A 19,240-nucleotide genomic window follows, 5' to 3' on the forward strand; every position below is an offset into this window, starting at 1 on the left:
CGAAGCAGACCTTCCTTGAGGCAAGGTAGTGCTCATAAACCGGACGAAACCGCACAGAGCCAATGGTCGATTGGCTTATTTGTACGGGAAACCACGCTTGCAGCGCCGCGGAACGTGAGAGTTAAGTTCGATTGTGTTGGCCAGGCAAGATGCTAGGCAGGCAAAGACAAGGTACGGTAACCGGATGGCCAAGCTTATAGGGTTCATGATTATTGCAAGCTTCGTCCTGCTCGTGCTGAACCTAACTGGATTTTGCTATCGCGAAGTGCGGTACCTCTCCAATCAAGAGCTGTTCGAAAGTGCCATTGCCCATGAAGCGTACAGGATCGGTGACTACTTGCCGACAGATACCCCGAAATCCTATCTGGCAAATCATCCAAACTGCTGCTCGATACCAGTGTTTCAACCGAGCAACTCGTCTCTCAATGCCCTGCTCGGAAACAAAATTCGCTATATCCGTGTCTTGTACAGGATGCTTCAGACCGAGGTCGATAAGAACCCCCGAGAACAATTCTATGAGGCGTTCGTCGAAACGACACCATGCGGAAGGACTTTCCACGCCATTGGAACGAGCCGTGACACCCCGGACTGACCACTAAACCCGGGGGTCGAGACCGCACCAGCGCGCGTCGCCCAGCTACGATGGCCCGGCCGAGAACAGTTCGTTAAAGCTGGCTCCGTCGTTCCGTGTCATCGCCCTCCAAATCGCTTTTTGGCAGCCTCGGTGACGGGGGTATAGAGGCTCACGAGCGTCCCTTCGGGATCGCGGAACTGGGCCGCGCAATTTCCCCAAGGCATCATCTTCGGCTCGTGCACGACCTCCACTTGATCTTTCAATCTCGCAAACTCCGTTTTGACGTCACCGACTTGGAACTCGATGATCGCCGTGCGATTGGCCGCCGGCTCAGCGCTGCCCTCTTTGAACAGCGCGAAGCCGCGCTGCGACTCCTATTCGACGTCAGCAGTCCTTGAGAGCCGTGCTGCTTCCCCAGTTCCGCGTCGCTGGCGCGATTTTAGCTCGACGAACGCACGGGTCCGAGTTCTTGCCGCTCAGAACTCCAGCTTGTCACGTATGGCGTCGATCCCCGCCCTCGCGCACGCTTCGTCCGCGTCACCGCCCGGAGCTCCGGACACGCCCACCGCTCCAACCAGCGAGCCCCCTGCTTCGACGATCAATCCTCCCCCTATGATGACTGCTCCAGGAAGGTTGCGAATGCCGGCCTGCATCATGCCGGGCTGGCTGGTCGCATTCAGCTCCGTCGTGCTGGTCTTGAACGAGGCGGCCGTCCAAGCCTTACCCGATGCCGTTAATGGCGTGTGTGGGCCCGCGAAGCGATTGCGCAGCATGACTTGCGTGACGCCGAAACGATCAACGACGGCGACGGCGACCTGATATCCGCGGGCGCGGCAGCTGCTCAAGGCGGCTCGCGCGAGATCGAGTGCCAACTCCGGAGTAAGTGATTTGTAGGCGACCAAGCCCTCTTCCGCCCGCGGTTGGCAGATAGACGCAATCAGCAGGGCCGTCGCGATCGACGGGCGTCGAAAGTTCATGCCAATCTCCGGCAAAGGTGGACAAACGCCTATTTGATCTCGCCATATGTCAGATCATCGAACAGGGTCACGCTATCCGCCTTGGTCCACAGGCCGATCATGCCCGCGCGCGCAATCGTGGTGTCCTCCACCTCGAATAGCGGCCGTCCGTCATAGGTCACCTTGAACCGACTTCCTGCGAAGTTGCAGCGCAGCACGTGCCATTGTCCTGACGGCACCGGTGTGCGGACGCCATAGCCTCCTCTGCGGCCCACGATCTCCAGCGACGTTCGAAGGCCGTTGATCGTCTTGTACGGGACGACATTGTCCTCCAGCGCGTTAGCCCGGACCACGTAGTAATTGTCGGGATCCTTCGCGCGCCAGATGATTCCCGCGGCGCGATCCTCGGACCCGGCGACGGCCTTGAATTTCACCTCGACGAAGCCGTCGCGGATGGAGGTGTCACTCTTGATGGCCACCGGAAAAGTCGCCCGTCCGGATTGCTTGAAAACGTTCGGCTTGCTTGGCGCCGTGGGCTCCGCCTCGACGGTCCATTTCGGTTCTCCCTTGCCGGTCTTCGTTAAAGTCCACCCTTCGGGCGACGTTCCGGCAGGAGCGTTGTCAAAATTCAGGGTCTCGGCCACGGCGTTCCCTCCCATCGACAAGGCCAGCATCGACGTCAGTGCGAGCCTCGTCCAGGCAGAAGGTCGCGGCGGAAGGGCTGGGGCGGTGCAGATCATCGGCTGTCTTACCTCGACGTTCAATTGGTGGAATCGACTGGCGACTCGGCGCAGCGCGAAACACAAATCTGCAAAACCATTTCACGCACCCCGCGTCAGTCTTTTGTGCTGGCCGTCTTGTCGAGCGCGGCACGCAAGCCGGTGGCAAGCTTGATCGCGTCGTTGTTGGCCCAGAAGTGCATGAAGAAGAGGCGCGGCTGTTCATCCAGCATGTGGCTATGGAGAGCCGTCACGCCGATGCCATGCGACCGCAGCGCCTTGATCACGGGGTTCACCTCGCCGCTGGTCATCACGAAATCGCCGGTGATGGCCGCCTTGCCGCCGCCGGTCGGTTGAAAGTTGATGGCGGTTGCAACGCCCAGCGGACCGGCGGGGCTCAATTGCATCCCTTCTTCGGTAACCGGATCGCGGCGGGGAACGTTGAACTGATAGACGCCGCCGTTGGCCTGCCCCTTGGCGCCGATGATCTGATCGAGTTGTGCGGTGTCGAGATCGACGGCAGGCGGAGGGGCCGCTGCAGGGGCTGCAGACAGCGGCGTCTTGCTTTCGGCAAGCGCGTCTCGGATGGCAGTCGCGATCTTGATCGGATCGCCGTGCCCGGCAACATGCATGTAGAACGTCGCCGGGCTCGCGCCGAGCAGATGATTATGGACGGCGGTGATCTCGAGCCCGCTCGCGATCATCTTCAGCATGACCGGGTTGATTTCCGACTCCAGCAGCACCAGGTCGCCCATCGCCATGATGCCGCCATGCGCGGGCTTGAACGCGACCCAGCCGCCAAGCGCGAGTGCCGGCTTGATGGTTACGCCGTCAAGCGTCACCGTCAGGTCGGTGCGCGGAAAGCCGTAGCGATGGACATCGCCCGTGACGGCCGCCTTTCGGCCCAGTGTCTCATCGACCTTCTGCCAATCGGCATCTTGCGCGTGAGCGGTCGCGACGAACAGCTCGGTGAACGCTCGCCAATCGACCATCCGAACGCTTCCGCCGGTCGCGAATAAGCAGGCGCCGATGCCTATCAGCGCCGAGATTGTCTTTCGCATGGATCTGCTCCCTTGAGCTTGAATTCCGCGCTGTCGAGCCGTCAGCATCTCACTTTTGCTCTTTGATCTGGCCGCTGCTGTCGACGACCAGCCGCACCCCCTTGCCGTTCTTCACGGCCTTGGCGGTCGTGCCCTTGGCGGTCGACTTGATGTCGCTGACCTGCGAGTAGCCGGCCGCCTGGATCCTGGCGGCGAGTTCCTCTTGAGTCAGCGCGTGTGCACTCGACAGCCCGCCCGCGAGCGTCAGAAGCAGGACCGTGTGAAAGATTGTCAGCGTTCGCATCTTCGTTCTCCTGGTCGTATCCCTGCCCCAGGTGAAGTCCGTTTCGCGATCTTGCCCCTATACGAGGCGCAGTAGGACGCCGGCATCGATGCGCACGTCGATGAGCATCGGCGCGGCCGACGTGCCGATAAGTCGAGACAATCTGTGGGATGAAATCGGGATGTATGATGACATGCTGCGCCCTTGGTGATCAGGACGCGATTCTTGGGCATGTCGCCTCGCGAGGAGATCGCACATCCCCGTACCCTAAATAAAAGCCGCGAGCGCGGAGCTGTCAACCGGCATGTGTTCGAGCGTCACGAAGAGTTCACTGTCCGAACGGAACCGCACCGTCCACCGTCTTGAAACTTGCGGACAACGGAGGCCAAGGGGTTTGGAAGGTCGAGGCCCTTCCGGATGCGGACACCATTCAACCTCGCCTGCCCGACGAAATGATCCGCTGCTACATGAGCGGATCCAAGGTCGCGGGCTACGGGCACCAACTGATCAAGGCCTTGACGTCTTGTGCGAAATCAACGCGAGCTCTTGCTTCGCGATTCCCCGCCGCACCGGCAGCTCTCGTAATCAACGGGATCATGGCTGTTGAAGATCGTCACGCGGTCGCCGTGGCTGAGCTTCAGCGCACGCAGCCGTTCCTGGTTCGCGATCCGCAGCTTCCGGTCCATGTCGCCGCGGCGCTGGAAATAGCCGAGCACCAGTGGCATGCGCGGCGATGCCTCGAGCTGCCCGTGATGGAAATAGCTGTCGCCGGCATGCAGCAGCCATTTGTCGCCTGAGCGCACCGCAATGCCGCAATGGCCGAGCGTATGACCGGCGAGCGGGATCATCAGGATATCCCCCTCCCCGTTCCCCAGCGCGCGCACGCCCTTGAAGCCGAACCAGTCTTCGCCGGCTTCGCCACAGAATTTCCAGCCCGGTCCGTGCTGCCACTGCTCCGTGACATAGCGCCCTTGGGGCGGCGCGGGCTTTCGCAGCACCGCCATCTCGTATTCGGCGCGATGGACGTGGATCGCGGCATGCGGAAAGTCGGGCACACCGCCGGCGTGGTCGCGGTCGAGATGCGTCAGCAGCACGTGACGCACGTCGTTGAGCGAATAGCCGAGCGCTTTCACCTGTTGCACCGCCGTCTCGGACGGGTCGAGTTTTGGTGCGGTCTGCCGCACCCATCGCCGCCCCAGACGGTCGGGCGTTGCGATATCGCCGAGGCCGATGCCGGTATCGACCAGGGCAAGCCCGTCATTGGTTTCGATCAACAGGCAGTGGCAGACCATGCGTGCGCGCTGGAACAGGCTGCCGGTGCCGTTCACCAGGCGGCGGCCCATCGGGCACATCGTGCCGGTGTTGAGATGATGGATTTTCATTGGAAGACCCTCGCCTTATGTGAGCAGGGCCTTGTCATTGCCAGATCTATAGGTAAAATATCGAATATTGATAGTATCTCTAGGTCTATCCTATGGACATCCGCGAGCTTCGCTACTTCGCCGCCGTCTACCGCGCGCGCAACCTGACCGCTGCGGCGCGCTCGTGCTTCGTGTCGCAGCCGTCGATCTCCACCGCGATCACCAGCCTGGAGGCCGAGCTCGGCACGACGCTGTTCATCCGCCACAAGAAGGGCGTCGCGCCCACCGCCTCGGCCGAGCAGTTTCACGTCCTCGCCCGCCGCATCATCGACGAGGCCGATGCCGCGCGCAGCCTGTTCCGGAAACCAAGTACGAAGAGCACGCTGACGCTGGGCCTGATGCGCACGCTCGACGTGCCGCGCACGATCGCGCTGTTGAAGCCGCTGACGGCCCGTGCGGACATTGCGCTTCGCCTCGTCGGCAGCGACGAGCGCGCCGATGCGCGGATCATCTCGAAAAGCATGCTGCGCACTGATGAACATTTCGTCGCGCTCTGGAGCGAGCGCTATGTCGCGGCCCTGCCGCCGTCGCATCCGCTGACGCTCAAGGACAAGCTCCGCGCCGCCGATCTGGCCGACGTTCCGCTGATCGACCGCTGTCATTGCGAGCAGAGCGAATTCTTCGGACGCACCGCGCAACGCCGCCAACCCGCGGCGATCGCACAATCGGAGGATTGGGCCATGGCGCTGGTTGCGGCCGGCGTCGGCATCGCCATCGTTCCCGAAGGCGTGGCGCGCAGCAATCCGGACGTGGCCGTCCGCGAGATCGAGGTCAAGGTCAAGCGCGAGGTCGGCCTCGCCTATCGCGCATCGGCACCGCTCTCGGACGCGCTGAAGGACTTTGTCGCGAAGCTCCAGAAGCAGCGGCGCAAGCCCGATCGCGCCAAGCCTCGGCGCGTCGCTCGCAAAAACTAGCCGCGCACGCTGACCGCGCGGCCGTAGGCCGGCTGGGCCGCAACCGGCGGGTTGGCGGTCTGGGCGGCGAGCTCGCCGATCAGGCGGTCGGCGTCGGCGGCCATGCCGTCGGGCGCCTGGATCACCAGCCGCTCCAGCGCCCAGCGATAGGACGAGACGCGCTGCTCCAGGCATTGCTGTACCCACTGCACGATCAGCGAGTTCTCCTGCATGCGCTCGACCGCATCTGCCTTCTCCCTCGGCGACAGCTCGGAGACGCGCGCCATGCTGGCATTGCGCTTCTTGTCGAGATCGATGACGCGGATCGCGCTCGCAAAGTACGGCTCGAAGCGGGTGATGTCGTTGCGCACGTCCTCGATCAACTGCGCATAGCGCGAGGAATGCGAGCGATGCGGCTCGTCGATCAGCGTGCGTCCGTACATGGTGCGGTCGAACACCACCTTTTGGCGCCAGGGCGACGGCAACGCCTTGTAGTCGCCGAACACGCTCTTCCAGGCAGGCCGCGACAACGGCGGCTCGATCAGGGGATAGGCGAGGTCGCGAAGTTGGCGCTCTTCGTCGGTGAGCTGGAATTGCGATGGCTTCAGACCGACGCTGGAGGTGACCTCGGCCCCCAGCCAGCGATGCATGTCGTCGCTGCGCATGTCGGCGCGGGTACGGCCGAAATCGCCGCCGCTACAGGCTGCGAGCATCGCACCTGACAGTGCAAGCAGGACGGCCGATACGAAAGGCCGGATCTGGCGGATGGGCTCCGGCATTAGACGAAACCGGACGTCAGCGGCGACGACGACGGCGCCCCGGCGCTGTGCCTGCTTCCGGCCCACGATCGCCGCTGGTTTCATCCGCCTCGCGCTCGATACGGATCACGGGAAGGATCAGGATCGTTCCCATGTCCGCGCTCGGAGCGACATCCCCCGACGAGCCCACCCGGCGACCGGCCGGAAATTCAACGATGGTCCCCATGTCAGCTCTCTTCTATTGCCGCGCGACCAAGCGCGCTCCTGCAACATGGGCTCATTAAGATCAGCACATGGTTAACGGGGTGTAAACGTGACGTTCGGACCGTAACCGCACGGGGCGGGCGTAGCGTCCCGTTGCAGGACGACAACAGCCTAGATGACGCGTCCCGTTTCACGTCTCGTTTTCCTTAACGAGGCTTTAAACCAAGCTGCGATAGGCTGCGGCAACAGTCTCTTCCGAGTTGCGTACGCCTCAATGACCAAGTCACTGTTTCCCGGATTCGACGGGCTGATGTCCCTCTCCCGCCGCGAGGGCGTCGACATCCGTCCGACGCTGCTGCGCGTGCTGACCGACCTCTATGTCCAGGCCAGCACCCACAGCGACGACGAGCAGCGCCAGTTCGTCGAGCTTGCCACGCGGCTGATCGACCAGGTCGACGACGCGACGCGCGCCGCCGTCAAGGCGCGGCTCGCGATCTATCCGTCCACACCCGCCCCGATCATGCAGAAGCTCGGGCTGACGGCTGCGCAGGAAGGCCGCAGGGTTCCGCTCGCGCGCGAGATTCCCGCTCCGCCGCCGGCCCCCGCCCCGGTCCGCGCACCGACGGAGGCCGAGCAACGCATGGCCTCGAACCTGGCGATGCAGCCGAAGGACGCGGCCGAGATCCACGACATGTTCTTCCGCGCCGGCGCGTCCGACCGTGCGCTGATCCTGCACAATCTGGCGCAGACCCCGCTGAAGGCGGCGCCGCGCATTCCGACCGTGCGCGCCAAGCGCGCGATCCAGATCCTGGAGATGGCGGCGATCGCCAACGATTTCGAGAATTTCATCTCCGAACTCGGTGACAGCCTGATCCTGCCCTCGCGCGTCGCAGCCCAGATTGTCGACGACCCCGGCGGCGAAGCGATCGCGGTCGCCGCCCGCGCGCTCGACATGCCGAGCCCCAACTTCCAGCGCATCCTGTTGTTCTTCAAGCCGGAGATCGGCACGTCCGTGGACGCGGTCTACCGGCTGTCGCGGCTCTATGACCGGCTGAGCGACCGCTCCGCGCTGGTGTTGCTCGCCGCCTGGCGCGGCTCCACGCTCGCCGTCACGCGCGCGAAATACCAGTCGACGCTGCATGACAGCGAACGCCAGCGCGCGCGCGCAAGCGCAAACCAGCCGCGGCCGGGCGTGCAGCCCGGCTCGAGTCCCGCGGTGCGGACGGGGACCGACGGATCGGATCGCTAATCAGGTCCGCGCCAGTTCGAGGAAGTGCCGGCCCGCGCGGTCCTCGGTCTCGACGATCCAGGCGTCCGAGTCGAAGCGGATCTCCTTGGTCAGACGCTCCTCGACCGCAGGCTCCGGCATCGGCTGCGGCGCGGCCGGCACAAAGAACCGATCGACCGGCCGGCCGTCGTCATAGACGGTTTGCGGCGCCGGCACGTAGAGCATCGCGTTGCCGTCGAGCAGCGCGACCTTGACGAACACCGCGCCCGCTTCCTCGGCGCCGCGACGGCGCACCGCGCCGAACACGCCCTCGGTCTGACACCGGCGCAGATAGGCCGCGACCCATATGTTTGATTTTAGGCGCATAAATCGCACGATAGGCCAGTGCCGCAATCAGCACCAGCCTCCGCAAGCGTGACGATTATTCGACGGGATGGCCGATCGCGGCCCCGAGTTCGCGCAACAGGCGATCGGACACCTGGCCGGTGACCTGCATCTTGTGCTCGCGCTCGAATTTCTGGATCGCGGACTGGGTTTCGCCGCTCATTGTGCCCGTGACCTTCAACTGACCATAGCCATATTCGGACAGCGCGCGCTGCACGCCGGAGATGCGGCGCGCAACCGGGCTTTGCTGCACCGGAATGGGCGCCGGCGGACGCGCGACGGCGACGGAAGGAGATGTCGTGGCCTTGACCAGATTGGTCATGGGATCGCCTGCTCTCGGCGTCGATGCGGTCGCCTCAATGGGCTTCTCGGGCGCCTTCTCGGCCGGCTTCGGCTCGGCACGGAACTCAGTCGCCTTCGGCTCGAGCGGCGACGTATCGGCGCCGACGGGGCGCGGGCGCGGCATGGGATTCGGCTGCGGGACGGACGACGGCATCGGAAGATTGATCACTGTGCCGAACATCGGCGCCGGATGCCGGCCGGTCTGAAGGAACAGCGCGTTGGCGACGATGGCGCTGACGGCCGCGACGGCGACCAGCCCGGCCAGCGTGTCCTTGGGGCTGTGCAGCAGTATCCGCATCGCGAGATTGCGCTCGGTCTCGATATCCACGACCGCGGCCTTTGCGCCACGGCGGCGCCGAGCAGCTTCGTCCTTTGCGGGCTTTCTAGGCACTTTTCTTCACCAAAGCAGGTTGGTCCTGAAGTTGATCCTGAGGTTGATCCTGAGGTTCTTGGCGCAGCACCGGCGTCAGCGTCGCGATCTTGCTCTCGGGCGCCTTGACTTGCGGCGGCGTGTAGACGAGCGGCAGCTTGACGGTGACGGCGGTGCCCTCGCCGAGCCTGCTTTGTACCGTCAATTCGCCGAGATGCAATGCCACCAGACCGTTCACGATCGAAAGACCGAGGCCGGTGCCTTCGTGGCGGCGCTGATAGGTCTTGCCTGCCTGGAAGAACGGCGCGCCGACACGCTTGAGATCGTCGGGCGCGATACCGACGCCGGTGTCGCTGATGCGCAGCGTGAGTTGCGATCCCGACACCGCGGCAACAACAGTGACCTGACCGCCGCGCTCGGTGAACTTGATGGCGTTGGCGACGAGGTTGAGCACGATCTGCTTGAAGGCGCGCGGATCGCCGGTCATCACCGGCAAATCCTGCGGCGCATCGGTGATCAGATCAATACCGTTCTCCCGCGCTTTCAGCGCGAGCAGATTGCAGCAGTGCATGAGCGAGGCCCGCGGCGCGAACGGCTCCGCCGCAATCTCGAAATTGCCCGATTCCATCTTGGACATGTCGAGTATGCCGTTGACGAGCGAGAGCAGATGCTGCCCGGAATCGTTGATGAGCTGGGCATATTCCTTGCGCTGGGCCGCGCCGAGCATCAAAGTCTGCTCCTGCGCGATCATCTCGGAGAAGCCGATGATGGCGTTGAGCGGCGTACGCAATTCGTGGCTCATGGTGGCGAGGAAGCGCGTCTTGGCGGCGTCGGCCGCCTCCGCGGCGCTGCGGGCCTGATCGAGCGCCTGCTCCGCGAGCTTGCGATCGGTGACATCGCGCATCACGGCGACGACATCGGCCTCGCTCGCGACATCACGGTCAAGAGCCCGGCGGCCCGGATCCAGCTCGAGCGGACGGCAGCGCATCTCGACCCAGATGAAATCGACCTGAAAATCGGCTTGGCCGCGCTCGGAGCCGGCTTTCTCCTGTCGCAGTCGGAACTCGACGCTGCGGACGTGGCCGCGCGCGGCATCCGAGAGCGCAGTGAGATAGGCCGGGCGATCCGCGACATGGACACGGTCGAACAGGCCGTGGCCGAGCAGTCGCGCAATGGGCATGCCGAGCATGGCCTCAGCCGCCGGCGAGATGAACTGCACCGCGCCGTTACGTTGATGCCGCGAGATGACGTCGCTCATGTTGCGCGCCAGCAGGCGATAGCGCTCTTCTTCGCGCGACAGCAGCGCGACGCTGGTGCGCGCGAGCGATTCCGCACCGAAGGCGAGGCCCGCGGCATAGAGCGTCGCCGAAGCGACGCCGAACGCCATCAATATTCCGCGCTCTGCGGCACTGGCGTCGCCGGGCAACCAGCCGAGTTGGCTGACGAGGATCAAGATCCCGGCGCAGGACAGTGCAAGCAGCGAGGCGAAGGCCGCAACGCGGCGCGAAGCCGACAACGCGGCTTCGAGGGGAACCACGACCAGCCAGATCGCAGCAAATGATTCGATGCCGCCGGTCGTGGCCGCAATCGCCATGATCAGGCCGGCGAGCGCCAGCGACGACAGTACATGCGCGCCTTCATAGCGGCCGGTGCGCGACAGGAACCAGGACAACAGAATCGGTGCGATCAGCCACGCGAAGGCCGCAACCTCGATCGCGCTCGGCGCGCCGCGCATGGCGAGATAGACCGGAAATGCGGCAAACGCCGCCAGGCTTCCCAGCAGCCTCGGCGCCATGAAGGCACGATGGCGCGCGCGCGTCAGCGCGTCGTAACGCGCGGAGGGATGCAGCAGCGCATCGAGACAATCGCGGATGATACTCAAAACTGTCACGGGTCTCGCGCTTCGGCTCAATCGTCGAGAAGACGCGCCGGAACGCCTCCTTATCGTTGAGCCAACGTGTCAGAGTGACCTTAAACGAACGCTAAGGCCGCCCGGCCTGCCGCCGGACACCGTATCATCGCGGGGCTTTTTAGACGATTTGGCGATGTCATCGGCGGGGATGGTGAACACAGGGTTTCACCCTCCCCCTCATGGTTTCGAATTGGTGGATGCGCGGGCCAGGGGAATCACGGGCGTGCGCGTCAATCGAAAATTTACGAGACCGCCGGTTGCGAAGATTTTTGCGTAAATTTTCCGCGAATTAAGCGGAAGGCAATCACTTGCGATTTATCGAGGATTGCTAGATCGGACGCGCGCGGCAATCGCCGCGGAGGGATCTAACACACAGGTCGCAAGATGCGCTTTCTGCTCCGCATCACATTCTGGCTCGGGCTGGTGCTGGTGCTCCTGCCGCGGGACAAGACGCCCGAATCGGAGAAGCTGCCGCAGATCGGCGCTGCCGATGCCGTGCAGGCTGCGACCGCGGCCGTCTCCGACGCGAGCCAGTTCTGCAAACGCCAGCCGGCGGCCTGCGAGGTCGGCGGTCAGGCCGCAACCATCATCGGCCAACGGGCGCAGGACGGCGCGCGCAAGCTCTACCAGATCATCAACGACAAGAAGGAGCAGATCACCAACGAGAAGAATGACAAGAAGGCGCCCGACCACACCGGTTCGATCGCGATGGCCGGTGAAGGCGATATAGCTGCGAGCGAGGCGCCGCGCGAAACCCTGACCCAGGACGACCTCGCGCTGGAGTGGCGTGGCCCGCAAGTCGCGAATTAGGGCCCAAACCCTATCGATTTCACCCACTTGCATCCCTATATTGGCCTGAACGGGAACACGGGCCACATGACGACAATCGACGAAATCAGGGACAATTTCGAGCTCCTGGACGAGTGGGACGACCGCTACCGGTATGTCATCGAACTCGGCCGCACCCTGGAACCGCTGTCCGAGGCGGAGCACTCCGCGGCCAACAAGGTGCAGGGCTGCGTCAGCCAGGTCTGGCTCGCCAAGCACGTCGACCGCGGCCACGGCGCACCGCGCCTGAAATATCTCGGCGACAGCGACGCCCATATCGTGCGCGGCCTGGTCGCGATCGTGCTCTCGCTCTATTCCGGCCGCACGCCGCAGGAGATTCTTGCGACCGACGCCATCGCTGTGTTCAACGAGTTCGGCTTTCGCGACCATTTGACGCCGCAGCGCTCCAACGGCCTGCGCTCGATGGTCGAACGTATCAAGGCCGATGCGAAAGCGGCGCTCGCGGACGCCTCGTAGGAAGCTTACTTCCGCTTCCGCTGCTGCTGCCCCAATCCCATCTTCTTCGCCAGTTGCGAGCGCGCCACCGCATAGTTCGGCGCGACCATGGGATAATCGGCCGGCAGGCCCCATTTCTCGCGATATTGCTCCGGCGTCATGCTGTACTGGGTGCGCAGATGCCGCTTCAGCGACTTGAAGCGCTTGCCGTCTTCCAGACAGACCAGATAGTCCGGCGCGATCGACTTCTTCAGCGAGACCGCCGGCTTGGCCGGCTCGAGCGGCGCCTCCACGCGGCCTGACGACACCCGCACCAGCGCACCATGCACCTGGCTGATCAGGTTGGAAATCTCGGCGGCCGGCGTCGGATTGTTGCTGAGATAGGCCGACACGATGTTCGCCGTCAGCTCGATGAAATTCTTGCCCGCGGCATCCGACATGGACCCGACCTTTCTCCAACTTGCGTCTGTCTTGCGTCTCTTGAGATTCACGACGCTGAAGTATTCGATGTCAACAATACGTTCGACTGAAATGTGACGACTGACCAATATGAGCGGATGACTGCGGAGGTGACAAGAAGACGGCGCTGCACTCCGCGAATGCACTTGGCCCGCGGGCCGCTCAAGACCGCTGGTCGAGATGGGCGCGCAGTTCGTCGATCGAAGCAAAGCGCATCATGCCTTCCGGCATCTGCGCTTCGATCGAACCGTCGGAATAGAGCGAATAGGCCATGCCGTCGACGACGCCGGATTTGAGCACAGTGACCTGCGCCGGCTCGGCCGGCGGCAGCTCTGGCTCAGGCTGGGGCGGGACGGCCTCGAAGGTCGACGGGGTGCGCGGTGGCGGGCGCCGCGACGCCGCCGGCTCCGATGGCCGCGCGCGGTCGGGCTTCGGCCAGGCATCGTCGAAGCTCGCAGGCGGAACCTCCGGCGCGACAGGCTCCGCGGGCTCTTCGTGCGACTGCGGCGGCAGGCCGTCGGTCGCTTTTGCCTCCGCGCGCTCGCGCTCCTTGCGCGAGGTCGAGGCGAACAACAGGTTGCGCCGGCGCGGTGCTTCGGGAGCCGCAGGCGGGGGCGCTTCCGGCTCTGCCGGTAGCTCGACGCGCGGCCGCTCGCGAGCGGCTGCCTCGCTCTGCCACGGCGGCGGCGCGGCGGACGATGGCGGAGCCTGCGGATCGACTTGCATCGCCGGAGCAGGCACGGGCTCCCGCGGAGCCGTTCCAGGCATCGCGAGGCCTGAGGGCAGTACCGGCCTGACCCGAACGTCCGCCGCCGCAGTCGAACCGGCCAGCCGGCGAGCGATGCCCTTCAGCTCCAGCACCACGACGTGGAGGCCGACCAGTAACATTCCGGAGCAGACGCCGATCGTGCCGGAGATTATGAGAGTGCTGCCGAGGCTGAAATCCCTGACGGTGTAACCGAAAAGGACCGCGAGGAGGCCCGCCACCACGGCGACGATCCCTGCGATCAGCAATGCCAAGATCATCGAACCCACCCCCGGCCGCGCACCCATGCGCGACACCCGTTACGCCACGATACCGTCATACGGTGTTCCTCGCCAACGGCCAATTATGGGCAACGTTCCTAAAGGGAAGGAAATCAGGGACTTATTCACATTCCCTTCAGCTACGGCCCCCTACGGTTAGTGTTCTCCGAGTTGCAAGGATTTGCTGCGTCGCATCAGGAATTTAGCCATAATGCCCAATTACTTGGTAATGGAACTGCGCTATAGGGATTCCGGGGAACAGGCCCATGCGCACCAGCAGGGCCGAGAGGGGATTCCGGGTCACCAATAGCCATGACATCCATCACGACTTCGGCGATCGACACGCCTCTCCGGCGCTCGGTCGAACGGACTTGCGACGATCTCGCCATGCTGGTGCTGGCTGCGGTCGCCGTCATTGCAGGCTTGACCTTCCGTGACTACGGGCTCGGCTGGGATGATTACACCCACGCCGAATATGCCGACCTGCTGCTGCGCATGTTCGGTTCCGGCTTCAAGGACACCGCGGCGCTCTCCTTCGCCAACCTCTATATGTACGGCGGCGGCTTCGACATGGTCGCAGCCCTCCTGCACAAAGTCATTCCGCTCGAGCTGTTCGAGACGCGCCGTCTGCTCGGCGCCATGGTCGGCGTGGTCGGGCTTGCGGTGACATGGCGACTCGGCCGCCGCATCGGTGGCCCGCTTGCCGGTCTCGCGACGCTGCTGCTGCTTGCGCTATGCCCGATCTTCTACGGCCACATGTTCATGAACCCGAAGGATGCGCCCTTCGCAGTATCGATGATCATCCTGATGCTCGGCCTCGTGCGGCTCGCCGAAGAATATCCGCAGCCCTCGCCGCGCACGATCCTGATCGTCGGCCTCGGCGCCGGCCTGGCGATCGGCTCGCGCATTCTCGGCGGGCTCGCGCTGGTCTACGCCGTGATCGGCTTCATCCCGCTGTTCCTGGAGGAACTGCGCACCGAGGGCCTTCGCGAGTCGGTCCGCCGCTTCGCCCATGTCGTCTACATCCTGCTGCCCGGCCTCGTGCTCGGCTACCTCGTCATGGGCCTGATCTGGCCGTGGTCGATCATGGAGCCCGGCAATCCCTTCGAGGCTTTGACCTACTTCTCGCACTTCTTCGAGAAGCCCTGGAAGGAGATGTTCGACGGCGCGATCGTGTCCGTGCCCGACATGCCCTGGTCCTATCTGCCGACGCTTTTCGCGCTTCAGCTTCCGGAAGTGATGCTGGTGCTGATGGTCGGCGCCGTGATCGGCACCTTAGCGCTGCTGCCGCGACGCGAGGTCCCGGCGCGCCGCAAGACCATCCTCCTGATGCTGACGCTCGCAGCGACCCTGCCGCTCGCGATCGCGATGGTGAAGCGGCCGGCGCTCTACAACGGTATCCGCCATTTCGTCTTCGTGATCCCGCCGATGGCGGTGCTCGGCGGCGTCGCTTTCGGCTGGGTCATGGAGCGCCTGCGCGCCAACCACCGCACCTGGCAGCCGGTCGTGCTCGCCACCTTCTGCTTCGGGCTGGCGCTGTCGCTCGCCGAGATGATCCGGCTGCATCCGTATCAATACACCCATTTTAACCACATCGCCGGCACCGTGCGCGGCGCCGACGACCGCTTCATGCTGGACTATTGGGGCCTGGCGCTGAAGCAGGCTTCCGACGAATTGCGCGAGCAGATCGTCGAGCGGCAGGAAGTGGCGCCGGGCAATCGCAAATGGAAGGTCGCGGTGTGCGGCCCGCAGCGCCCTGCCCAGGTCGCGCTCGGCCCCGACTTCACCATCGGCTGGGATTCCAATGCGGCCGATTTCGCGATGACGCTCGGCGAGTTCTACTGCAAGGGCCTCACCGCGCCGGTCCTGGTCGAGATCAAGCGCGACGACGTGGTGTTCGCCCGCGTCTACGACATCCGCGGCCGCAGCATTTCCAGCCTGCTGTCGATCCCGGCGCCGTAATATCCTTCTCCTGATCCGTAGCCCGGAGCAGCGAAGCGAAATCCGGGGACCTCACGGCTTCCTGCATTTCGCTGCGCTCCATGCGGGCTACGCTGAACTGCCGCGCTTTGTGCGCCTTGCTGGCAGCCCGCAGCAGGACTAGGCTCCCTCCCCGCAACAACGATGTTCGGAGAGATTTGCCATGTCGCCAGCGGAAGCACGCCGGAGGGAAGTGCCGTCGAACATGACGGAGGCCGAGTGGCAGCAACGGGTCAATCTCGCCGCCTGCTATCGCCTCGTCGCGCTGTACGGCTGGGACGATCTGGTCGACACCCACATCTCCGCGCGCGTGCCCGGCCCCGAGCATCACTTCCTCATCAATCCCTACGGGCTGATGTTTGACGAGATCACGGCGTCGAGCCTCGTCAAGGTCGATCTGCACGGCAACCAGCTCTCCGAGAGCGAATACAGCATCAACCCGGCCGGCTTCACCATCCATTCGGCGATCCACGAGGTGCGCGAGGACGCGATCTGCGTGTTGCATCTCCACACGCTCGACGGCACCGCGGTGTCGAGCAGCGCCGAGGGCCTGCTGCCACTGAACCAGACGGCGCAGCTCGTCACCCACGACCTCGCCTATCACGACTATGAAGGCATCGCGCTCGACCACGACGAGCGGCCGCGCCTCCAGAAGGACCTCGGCGACCACAACCACATGCTGCTGCGCAACCACGGCACGATGACGGTCGGCCGCTCGGTCGCTTCGGCCTTCGAGCGCATGTATCACCTCGAGCGCGCCTGCTCGATGCAGGTGCGCACGCGCGCGCTGGGCACGCCGGTCTATCCGGTCGACGACGTCGCGATCGACAAGAACACCGAGCTGCTCGCCAACCGCGACCGCGCCGAGCTGCGCGCGACCAATTTGGTGTGGCCGCCGCTGCTGCGCAAGCTGGACCGCGTCAATCCCGGCTACCGGTCTTGAGATTTTCGGGATTTTGTGTAGGGTAGGCGTCAACACCCTCTGCACGTTCTGGAATGAAACGCCGCCCAATTCCGGGCGGCGTTTTTATTTGCGACGACATCGTCGCCCATGAACAAGTCTGTCAGCGTGGATCAATTCCTCGTTCCGGTTAGGTCGAGATAGCGCATGCACTTGGCTTCTAAATCCGGGTACGCCGCGTACTGGACCACAAATTCTTCCAACGGCGGATGGAAGTCCTTCAGAAACTTGAAGCTCGAAATCAGATAGTTTGTCTCGTAGGCAATTTTTCGCGGATCTCGGAGGATGCTCTTATCCGTCCTTTCCCTTCTGAGATCAGAGAACCCGCTTAGACTCGAGATGTCGATGCTATCCAATACCGTCCGATATTTTGCATAAAATCTTGCGTGAACAAAATTGTAGCAATCTTGATTTAGGCGCCCCTCTGCGCGGAGATCTGATGGACCTGGATTCGACCGTATTTTCCGTCGAAATTCGTCAAAAATCGAACTGAAGCCGGGTTCAATCTTGACGCTCGCTGCTACCATTTCCTGAATTTCTCGATCATGAGTTCGCGCAAACTCGTCAGCGGCTCCAACAACGGACAGCCAAGAACACGAGACTATCGCGGCGGCCAATAGCCAAGCGCGCCAGACCCGGTACAGCAGTGATCGACACGAAATTGTCCCGCTCCGTGTCACCATCCACTCTCCAATTACAATCGACGCGTTCACAGCGCAGAACCCGGGCACTGCATCAGCTTGCTTGGCCGGGCCGGGATTGCTTGGTCATTCGCAGGTGACAGCCGTTGCTTCGATCTCAACCCGTGCGGAAGCTGGCGAGAGTCCGCTGACCTGGACGAGCGTACTTGCGGGGCGGATTTGATCAAAAAACTCCGAATGGGCGCGGGCAACATGCTGAGTGTCCCCGATGTCAATCACATACACCACCGTACGAACGACGTGTCGCATGTCTGCTCCGATCTCCGCCAGCGCATCGGCTATGATTGCCAAGGCAGCCTTGGCCTGCACGTAGGCATCACCGCTCAGTTGCGGCTGGCGTGCCGTCGTACCTGATACATAGATTTGATTTCCCACGCGGACGGCTCGCGAGTACCCGTATGCGTCTTCAAAGGCGTAGCCGGACGAAATATTCTGCCTAGCATTACAGTTGCTTTGTTTGCGGGCTTCTGAATCCATGGGCAACCATGATTCGAATGTCGTGGACGCGGGCCGCGTCGGTTGAGGAGACGCTTGCGTTGTGGGCGGCGTCGCTTCGAGAGATCAAGCAACGGATACGTCCGTTGTTCACGCAAGAGCGTGTGGCGACGAATGCAGGCTTGTTCCTGGAAGGTCTGCTCGGAGATGAGCAGCGCAAGACCGGCTGGATGCGCGCGGAGGCGGCTGGCGATCCTGGCCCATGGCGTCAGCAGGCGATCCTGGGTCGTGGAGATTGGGACGCTGATGCCCTGCGCGACATCGTCCGGGACTATGTCATCGAGCACTTGGCGGATGACGATGCGGTGCTGGTGATCGACGAGACCGGCTTTCTCAAGCAGGGTAAGGCCTCATGCGGAGTGGCACGGCAATACACTGGTTCGGCAGGGAAGATTACGAACTGCCAGATCGGCGTCTTCGCTACCTACGTTTCGCGTCATGGTCATGCGTTCATCGATCGCGCGTTGTATCTTCCGAAGGAATGGACTGACGATCCAGATCGTCTGGAAGCCGCATATGTGCCTGCCGATGTCGGCTTTGCGACCAAACCAAAGCTTGCGACGAGAATGATCGCACGTGCGATAGCCGCGTCTGTACCATTCAAGTGGGTTGCCGGTGACACGGTCTACGGTGTTGGCGATATCGAACAGCAGCTACGGCGGGCAGGCAAAGGCTATGTGCTCGGGGTCAGCAGCTCTCATGTCTTCCGATCCTGGGGCAAGCGACAGCCGGTCGCCGGCAAGGCCGAAGACATCGCCCGGACGCGGCGCCCGTCCGACTGGAAGCGCTTGTCGGCGGGAGCCGGAACCAAAGGACCGAGGCTGCATGACTGGTGTTATCTCGAACTGGCCGATCTCGAGGTCGAGCAGTTCAACAGCGCAAATGATGGTTTATGGACGCGCGGTCTGCTGATCCGTCGCCATATCGCCGATGGCGATCTCGCCTTCTTCACCACCTGGTGCCCAGCGGGAACATCAATTGAAACGCTGGTCGCGGTCGAAGGCCATCGATGGGCGATCGAGGACAGCTTTGAAACCGCGAAAAACGAGTTCGGGCTCGATCACAACGAGAGCAGATCCTGGCATGGCTGGCATCGCCACGTGTCCCTGGTGATGCTCGCCTTCGCCATGATGGCGGCGATCCGCCATCGCGCCAATCCGCCACCGCCCAAAAAAACCAAACGCCGCCCCCCGGCAAAAGCCAAAGCACACCCACGCCGCCGCTGATCCGTTGGTCAATCCAGGAAATCC

Annotated in this window: 21 protein-coding genes and 1 pseudogene; 8 read left to right on the top strand and 14 right to left on the bottom strand. The window is 63.3% G+C overall.

Annotated features, from left to right (window positions below):
• The first annotated feature begins 184 nt into the window (after positions 1–184).
• Positions 185–592: a hypothetical protein gene (locus tag IVB18_RS34250; RefSeq protein ID WP_247984715.1), complete on the top strand. Its 408-nt coding sequence runs from the start codon at positions 185–187 to the stop codon at positions 590–592.
• 98 nt (positions 593–690) lie between these two features.
• On the opposite strand, the pseudogene IVB18_RS34255 reads toward IVB18_RS34250, so the two are convergent.
• The 6 genes and pseudogenes from IVB18_RS34255 to IVB18_RS34280 all read right to left on the bottom strand — a co-directional run.
• Positions 691–933 (bottom strand): annotated as a pseudogene (locus tag IVB18_RS34255) (VOC family protein); the annotation flags it as partial.
• Between the two features lie 117 nt (positions 934–1,050).
• Entirely contained in the window at positions 1,051–1,551 is a 501-nt protein-coding gene (locus IVB18_RS34260) for a heme-binding protein (protein ID WP_247984716.1), read from the bottom strand.
• 29 nt (positions 1,552–1,580) lie between these two features.
• Positions 1,581–2,174 (bottom strand): hypothetical protein, encoded by a 594-nt coding sequence (locus IVB18_RS34265; protein ID WP_247984717.1) that lies wholly within the window; start codon positions 2,172–2,174, stop codon positions 1,581–1,583.
• A 191-nt stretch (positions 2,175–2,365) separates the two neighbouring features.
• Positions 2,366–3,310, bottom strand: a complete 945-nt coding sequence (locus IVB18_RS34270; RefSeq protein WP_247984718.1) for a DUF1259 domain-containing protein — start codon at positions 3,308–3,310, stop codon at positions 2,366–2,368.
• 49 nt (positions 3,311–3,359) lie between these two features.
• Positions 3,360–3,593, bottom strand: a complete 234-nt coding sequence (locus tag IVB18_RS34275; protein WP_247984719.1) for a hypothetical protein — start codon at positions 3,591–3,593, stop codon at positions 3,360–3,362.
• Positions 3,594–4,105: 512 nt separating this feature from the next.
• A complete protein-coding gene (locus IVB18_RS34280) occupies positions 4,106–4,954 on the bottom strand; it encodes an MBL fold metallo-hydrolase (RefSeq protein WP_247984720.1) in 849 nt (282 codons plus the stop codon).
• A gap of 92 nt (positions 4,955–5,046) precedes the next feature.
• On the opposite strand from IVB18_RS34280, the gene IVB18_RS34285 reads away from it, so the two are divergent.
• Positions 5,047–5,907 carry a LysR family transcriptional regulator gene (locus IVB18_RS34285; protein WP_247984721.1) on the top strand — a complete coding sequence of 287 codons (861 nt, stop codon included), beginning with the start codon at positions 5,047–5,049 and terminating at the stop codon, positions 5,905–5,907.
• Here the strand turns inward: IVB18_RS34285 and IVB18_RS34290 are convergent.
• Both IVB18_RS34290 and IVB18_RS34295 read right to left on the bottom strand, forming a co-directional pair.
• Entirely contained in the window at positions 5,904–6,665 is a 762-nt protein-coding gene (locus tag IVB18_RS34290; protein WP_247984722.1) for a hypothetical protein, read from the bottom strand. The genes IVB18_RS34285 and IVB18_RS34290 overlap by 4 nt on opposite strands.
• Positions 6,666–6,681: 16 nt before the next feature.
• Complete coding sequence (locus tag IVB18_RS34295; protein ID WP_247984723.1) at positions 6,682–6,870, bottom strand: hypothetical protein; 189 nt, start codon at positions 6,868–6,870, stop codon at positions 6,682–6,684.
• A 252-nt stretch (positions 6,871–7,122) separates the two neighbouring features.
• Here IVB18_RS34295 and IVB18_RS34300 point away from each other — a divergent pair, with 252 nt between their 5' ends.
• Entirely contained in the window at positions 7,123–8,097 is a 975-nt protein-coding gene (locus IVB18_RS34300) for a DUF2336 domain-containing protein (RefSeq protein WP_247984724.1), read from the top strand.
• On the opposite strand, the gene IVB18_RS34305 is transcribed toward IVB18_RS34300, so the two are convergent.
• The 3 genes from IVB18_RS34305 to IVB18_RS34315 are packed head-to-tail and all read right to left on the bottom strand — an operon-like array spanning position 8,098 to position 11,063.
• Positions 8,098–8,442, bottom strand: a complete 345-nt coding sequence (locus tag IVB18_RS34305) for a DUF1491 family protein (protein WP_247984725.1) — start codon at positions 8,440–8,442, stop codon at positions 8,098–8,100. It lies immediately after the preceding gene.
• 55 nt (positions 8,443–8,497) lie between these two features.
• Entirely contained in the window at positions 8,498–9,193 is a 696-nt protein-coding gene (locus tag IVB18_RS34310) for a peptidoglycan-binding domain-containing protein (protein ID WP_247984726.1), read from the bottom strand.
• Positions 9,186–11,063 (bottom strand): ATP-binding protein, encoded by a 1,878-nt coding sequence (locus tag IVB18_RS34315; protein WP_247984727.1) that lies wholly within the window; start codon positions 11,061–11,063, stop codon positions 9,186–9,188. Before IVB18_RS34315 ends, IVB18_RS34310 begins: the two co-directional genes overlap by 8 nt.
• Before the next feature lie 405 nt (positions 11,064–11,468).
• Here IVB18_RS34315 and IVB18_RS34320 point away from each other — a divergent pair, with 405 nt between their 5' ends.
• Both IVB18_RS34320 and IVB18_RS34325 read left to right on the top strand, forming a co-directional pair.
• Positions 11,469–11,894, top strand: a complete 426-nt coding sequence (locus IVB18_RS34320; protein WP_247984728.1) for a DUF5330 domain-containing protein — start codon at positions 11,469–11,471, stop codon at positions 11,892–11,894.
• A gap of 66 nt (positions 11,895–11,960) precedes the next feature.
• Positions 11,961–12,389, top strand: a complete 429-nt coding sequence (locus IVB18_RS34325; protein WP_247984729.1) for a SufE family protein — start codon at positions 11,961–11,963, stop codon at positions 12,387–12,389.
• A gap of 5 nt (positions 12,390–12,394) precedes the next feature.
• Here IVB18_RS34325 and IVB18_RS34330 read toward each other — a convergent pair whose 3' ends face one another.
• Positions 12,395–12,808 carry a MucR family transcriptional regulator gene (locus IVB18_RS34330; protein ID WP_247984730.1) on the bottom strand — a complete coding sequence of 138 codons (414 nt, stop codon included), beginning with the start codon at positions 12,806–12,808 and terminating at the stop codon, positions 12,395–12,397.
• 181 nt (positions 12,809–12,989) lie between these two features.
• A complete protein-coding gene (locus tag IVB18_RS34335; RefSeq protein ID WP_247984731.1) occupies positions 12,990–13,853 on the bottom strand; it encodes a DUF308 domain-containing protein in 864 nt (287 codons plus the stop codon).
• A 312-nt stretch (positions 13,854–14,165) separates the two neighbouring features.
• Between IVB18_RS34335 and IVB18_RS34340 the strand changes: the two genes are divergently transcribed.
• Together IVB18_RS34340 and IVB18_RS34345 are read left to right on the top strand one after the other, a co-directional pair.
• Positions 14,166–15,815 (top strand): glycosyltransferase family 39 protein, encoded by a 1,650-nt coding sequence (locus IVB18_RS34340; RefSeq protein WP_247984732.1) that lies wholly within the window; start codon positions 14,166–14,168, stop codon positions 15,813–15,815.
• Positions 15,816–15,996: 181 nt separating this feature from the next.
• Positions 15,997–16,776 (top strand): class II aldolase/adducin family protein, encoded by a 780-nt coding sequence (locus IVB18_RS34345; protein ID WP_247984733.1) that lies wholly within the window; start codon positions 15,997–15,999, stop codon positions 16,774–16,776.
• 785 nt (positions 16,777–17,561) lie between these two features.
• Here IVB18_RS34345 and IVB18_RS34350 read toward each other — a convergent pair.
• Positions 17,562–17,972: a Rid family hydrolase gene (locus IVB18_RS34350; protein WP_247984734.1), complete on the bottom strand. Its 411-nt coding sequence runs from the start codon at positions 17,970–17,972 to the stop codon at positions 17,562–17,564.
• Positions 17,973–17,980: 8 nt separating this feature from the next.
• Here IVB18_RS34350 and IVB18_RS34355 point away from each other — a divergent pair, with 8 nt between their 5' ends.
• Positions 17,981–19,216, top strand: coding sequence for an IS701 family transposase (locus IVB18_RS34355; RefSeq protein WP_247983558.1), 1,236 nt, complete (start codon positions 17,981–17,983; stop codon positions 19,214–19,216).
• The last annotated feature ends 24 nt before the right edge of the window (positions 19,217–19,240 follow it).

The organism is Bradyrhizobium sp. 186 (assembly GCF_023101685.1).
GTDB lineage: Bacteria > Pseudomonadota > Alphaproteobacteria > Rhizobiales > Xanthobacteraceae > Bradyrhizobium.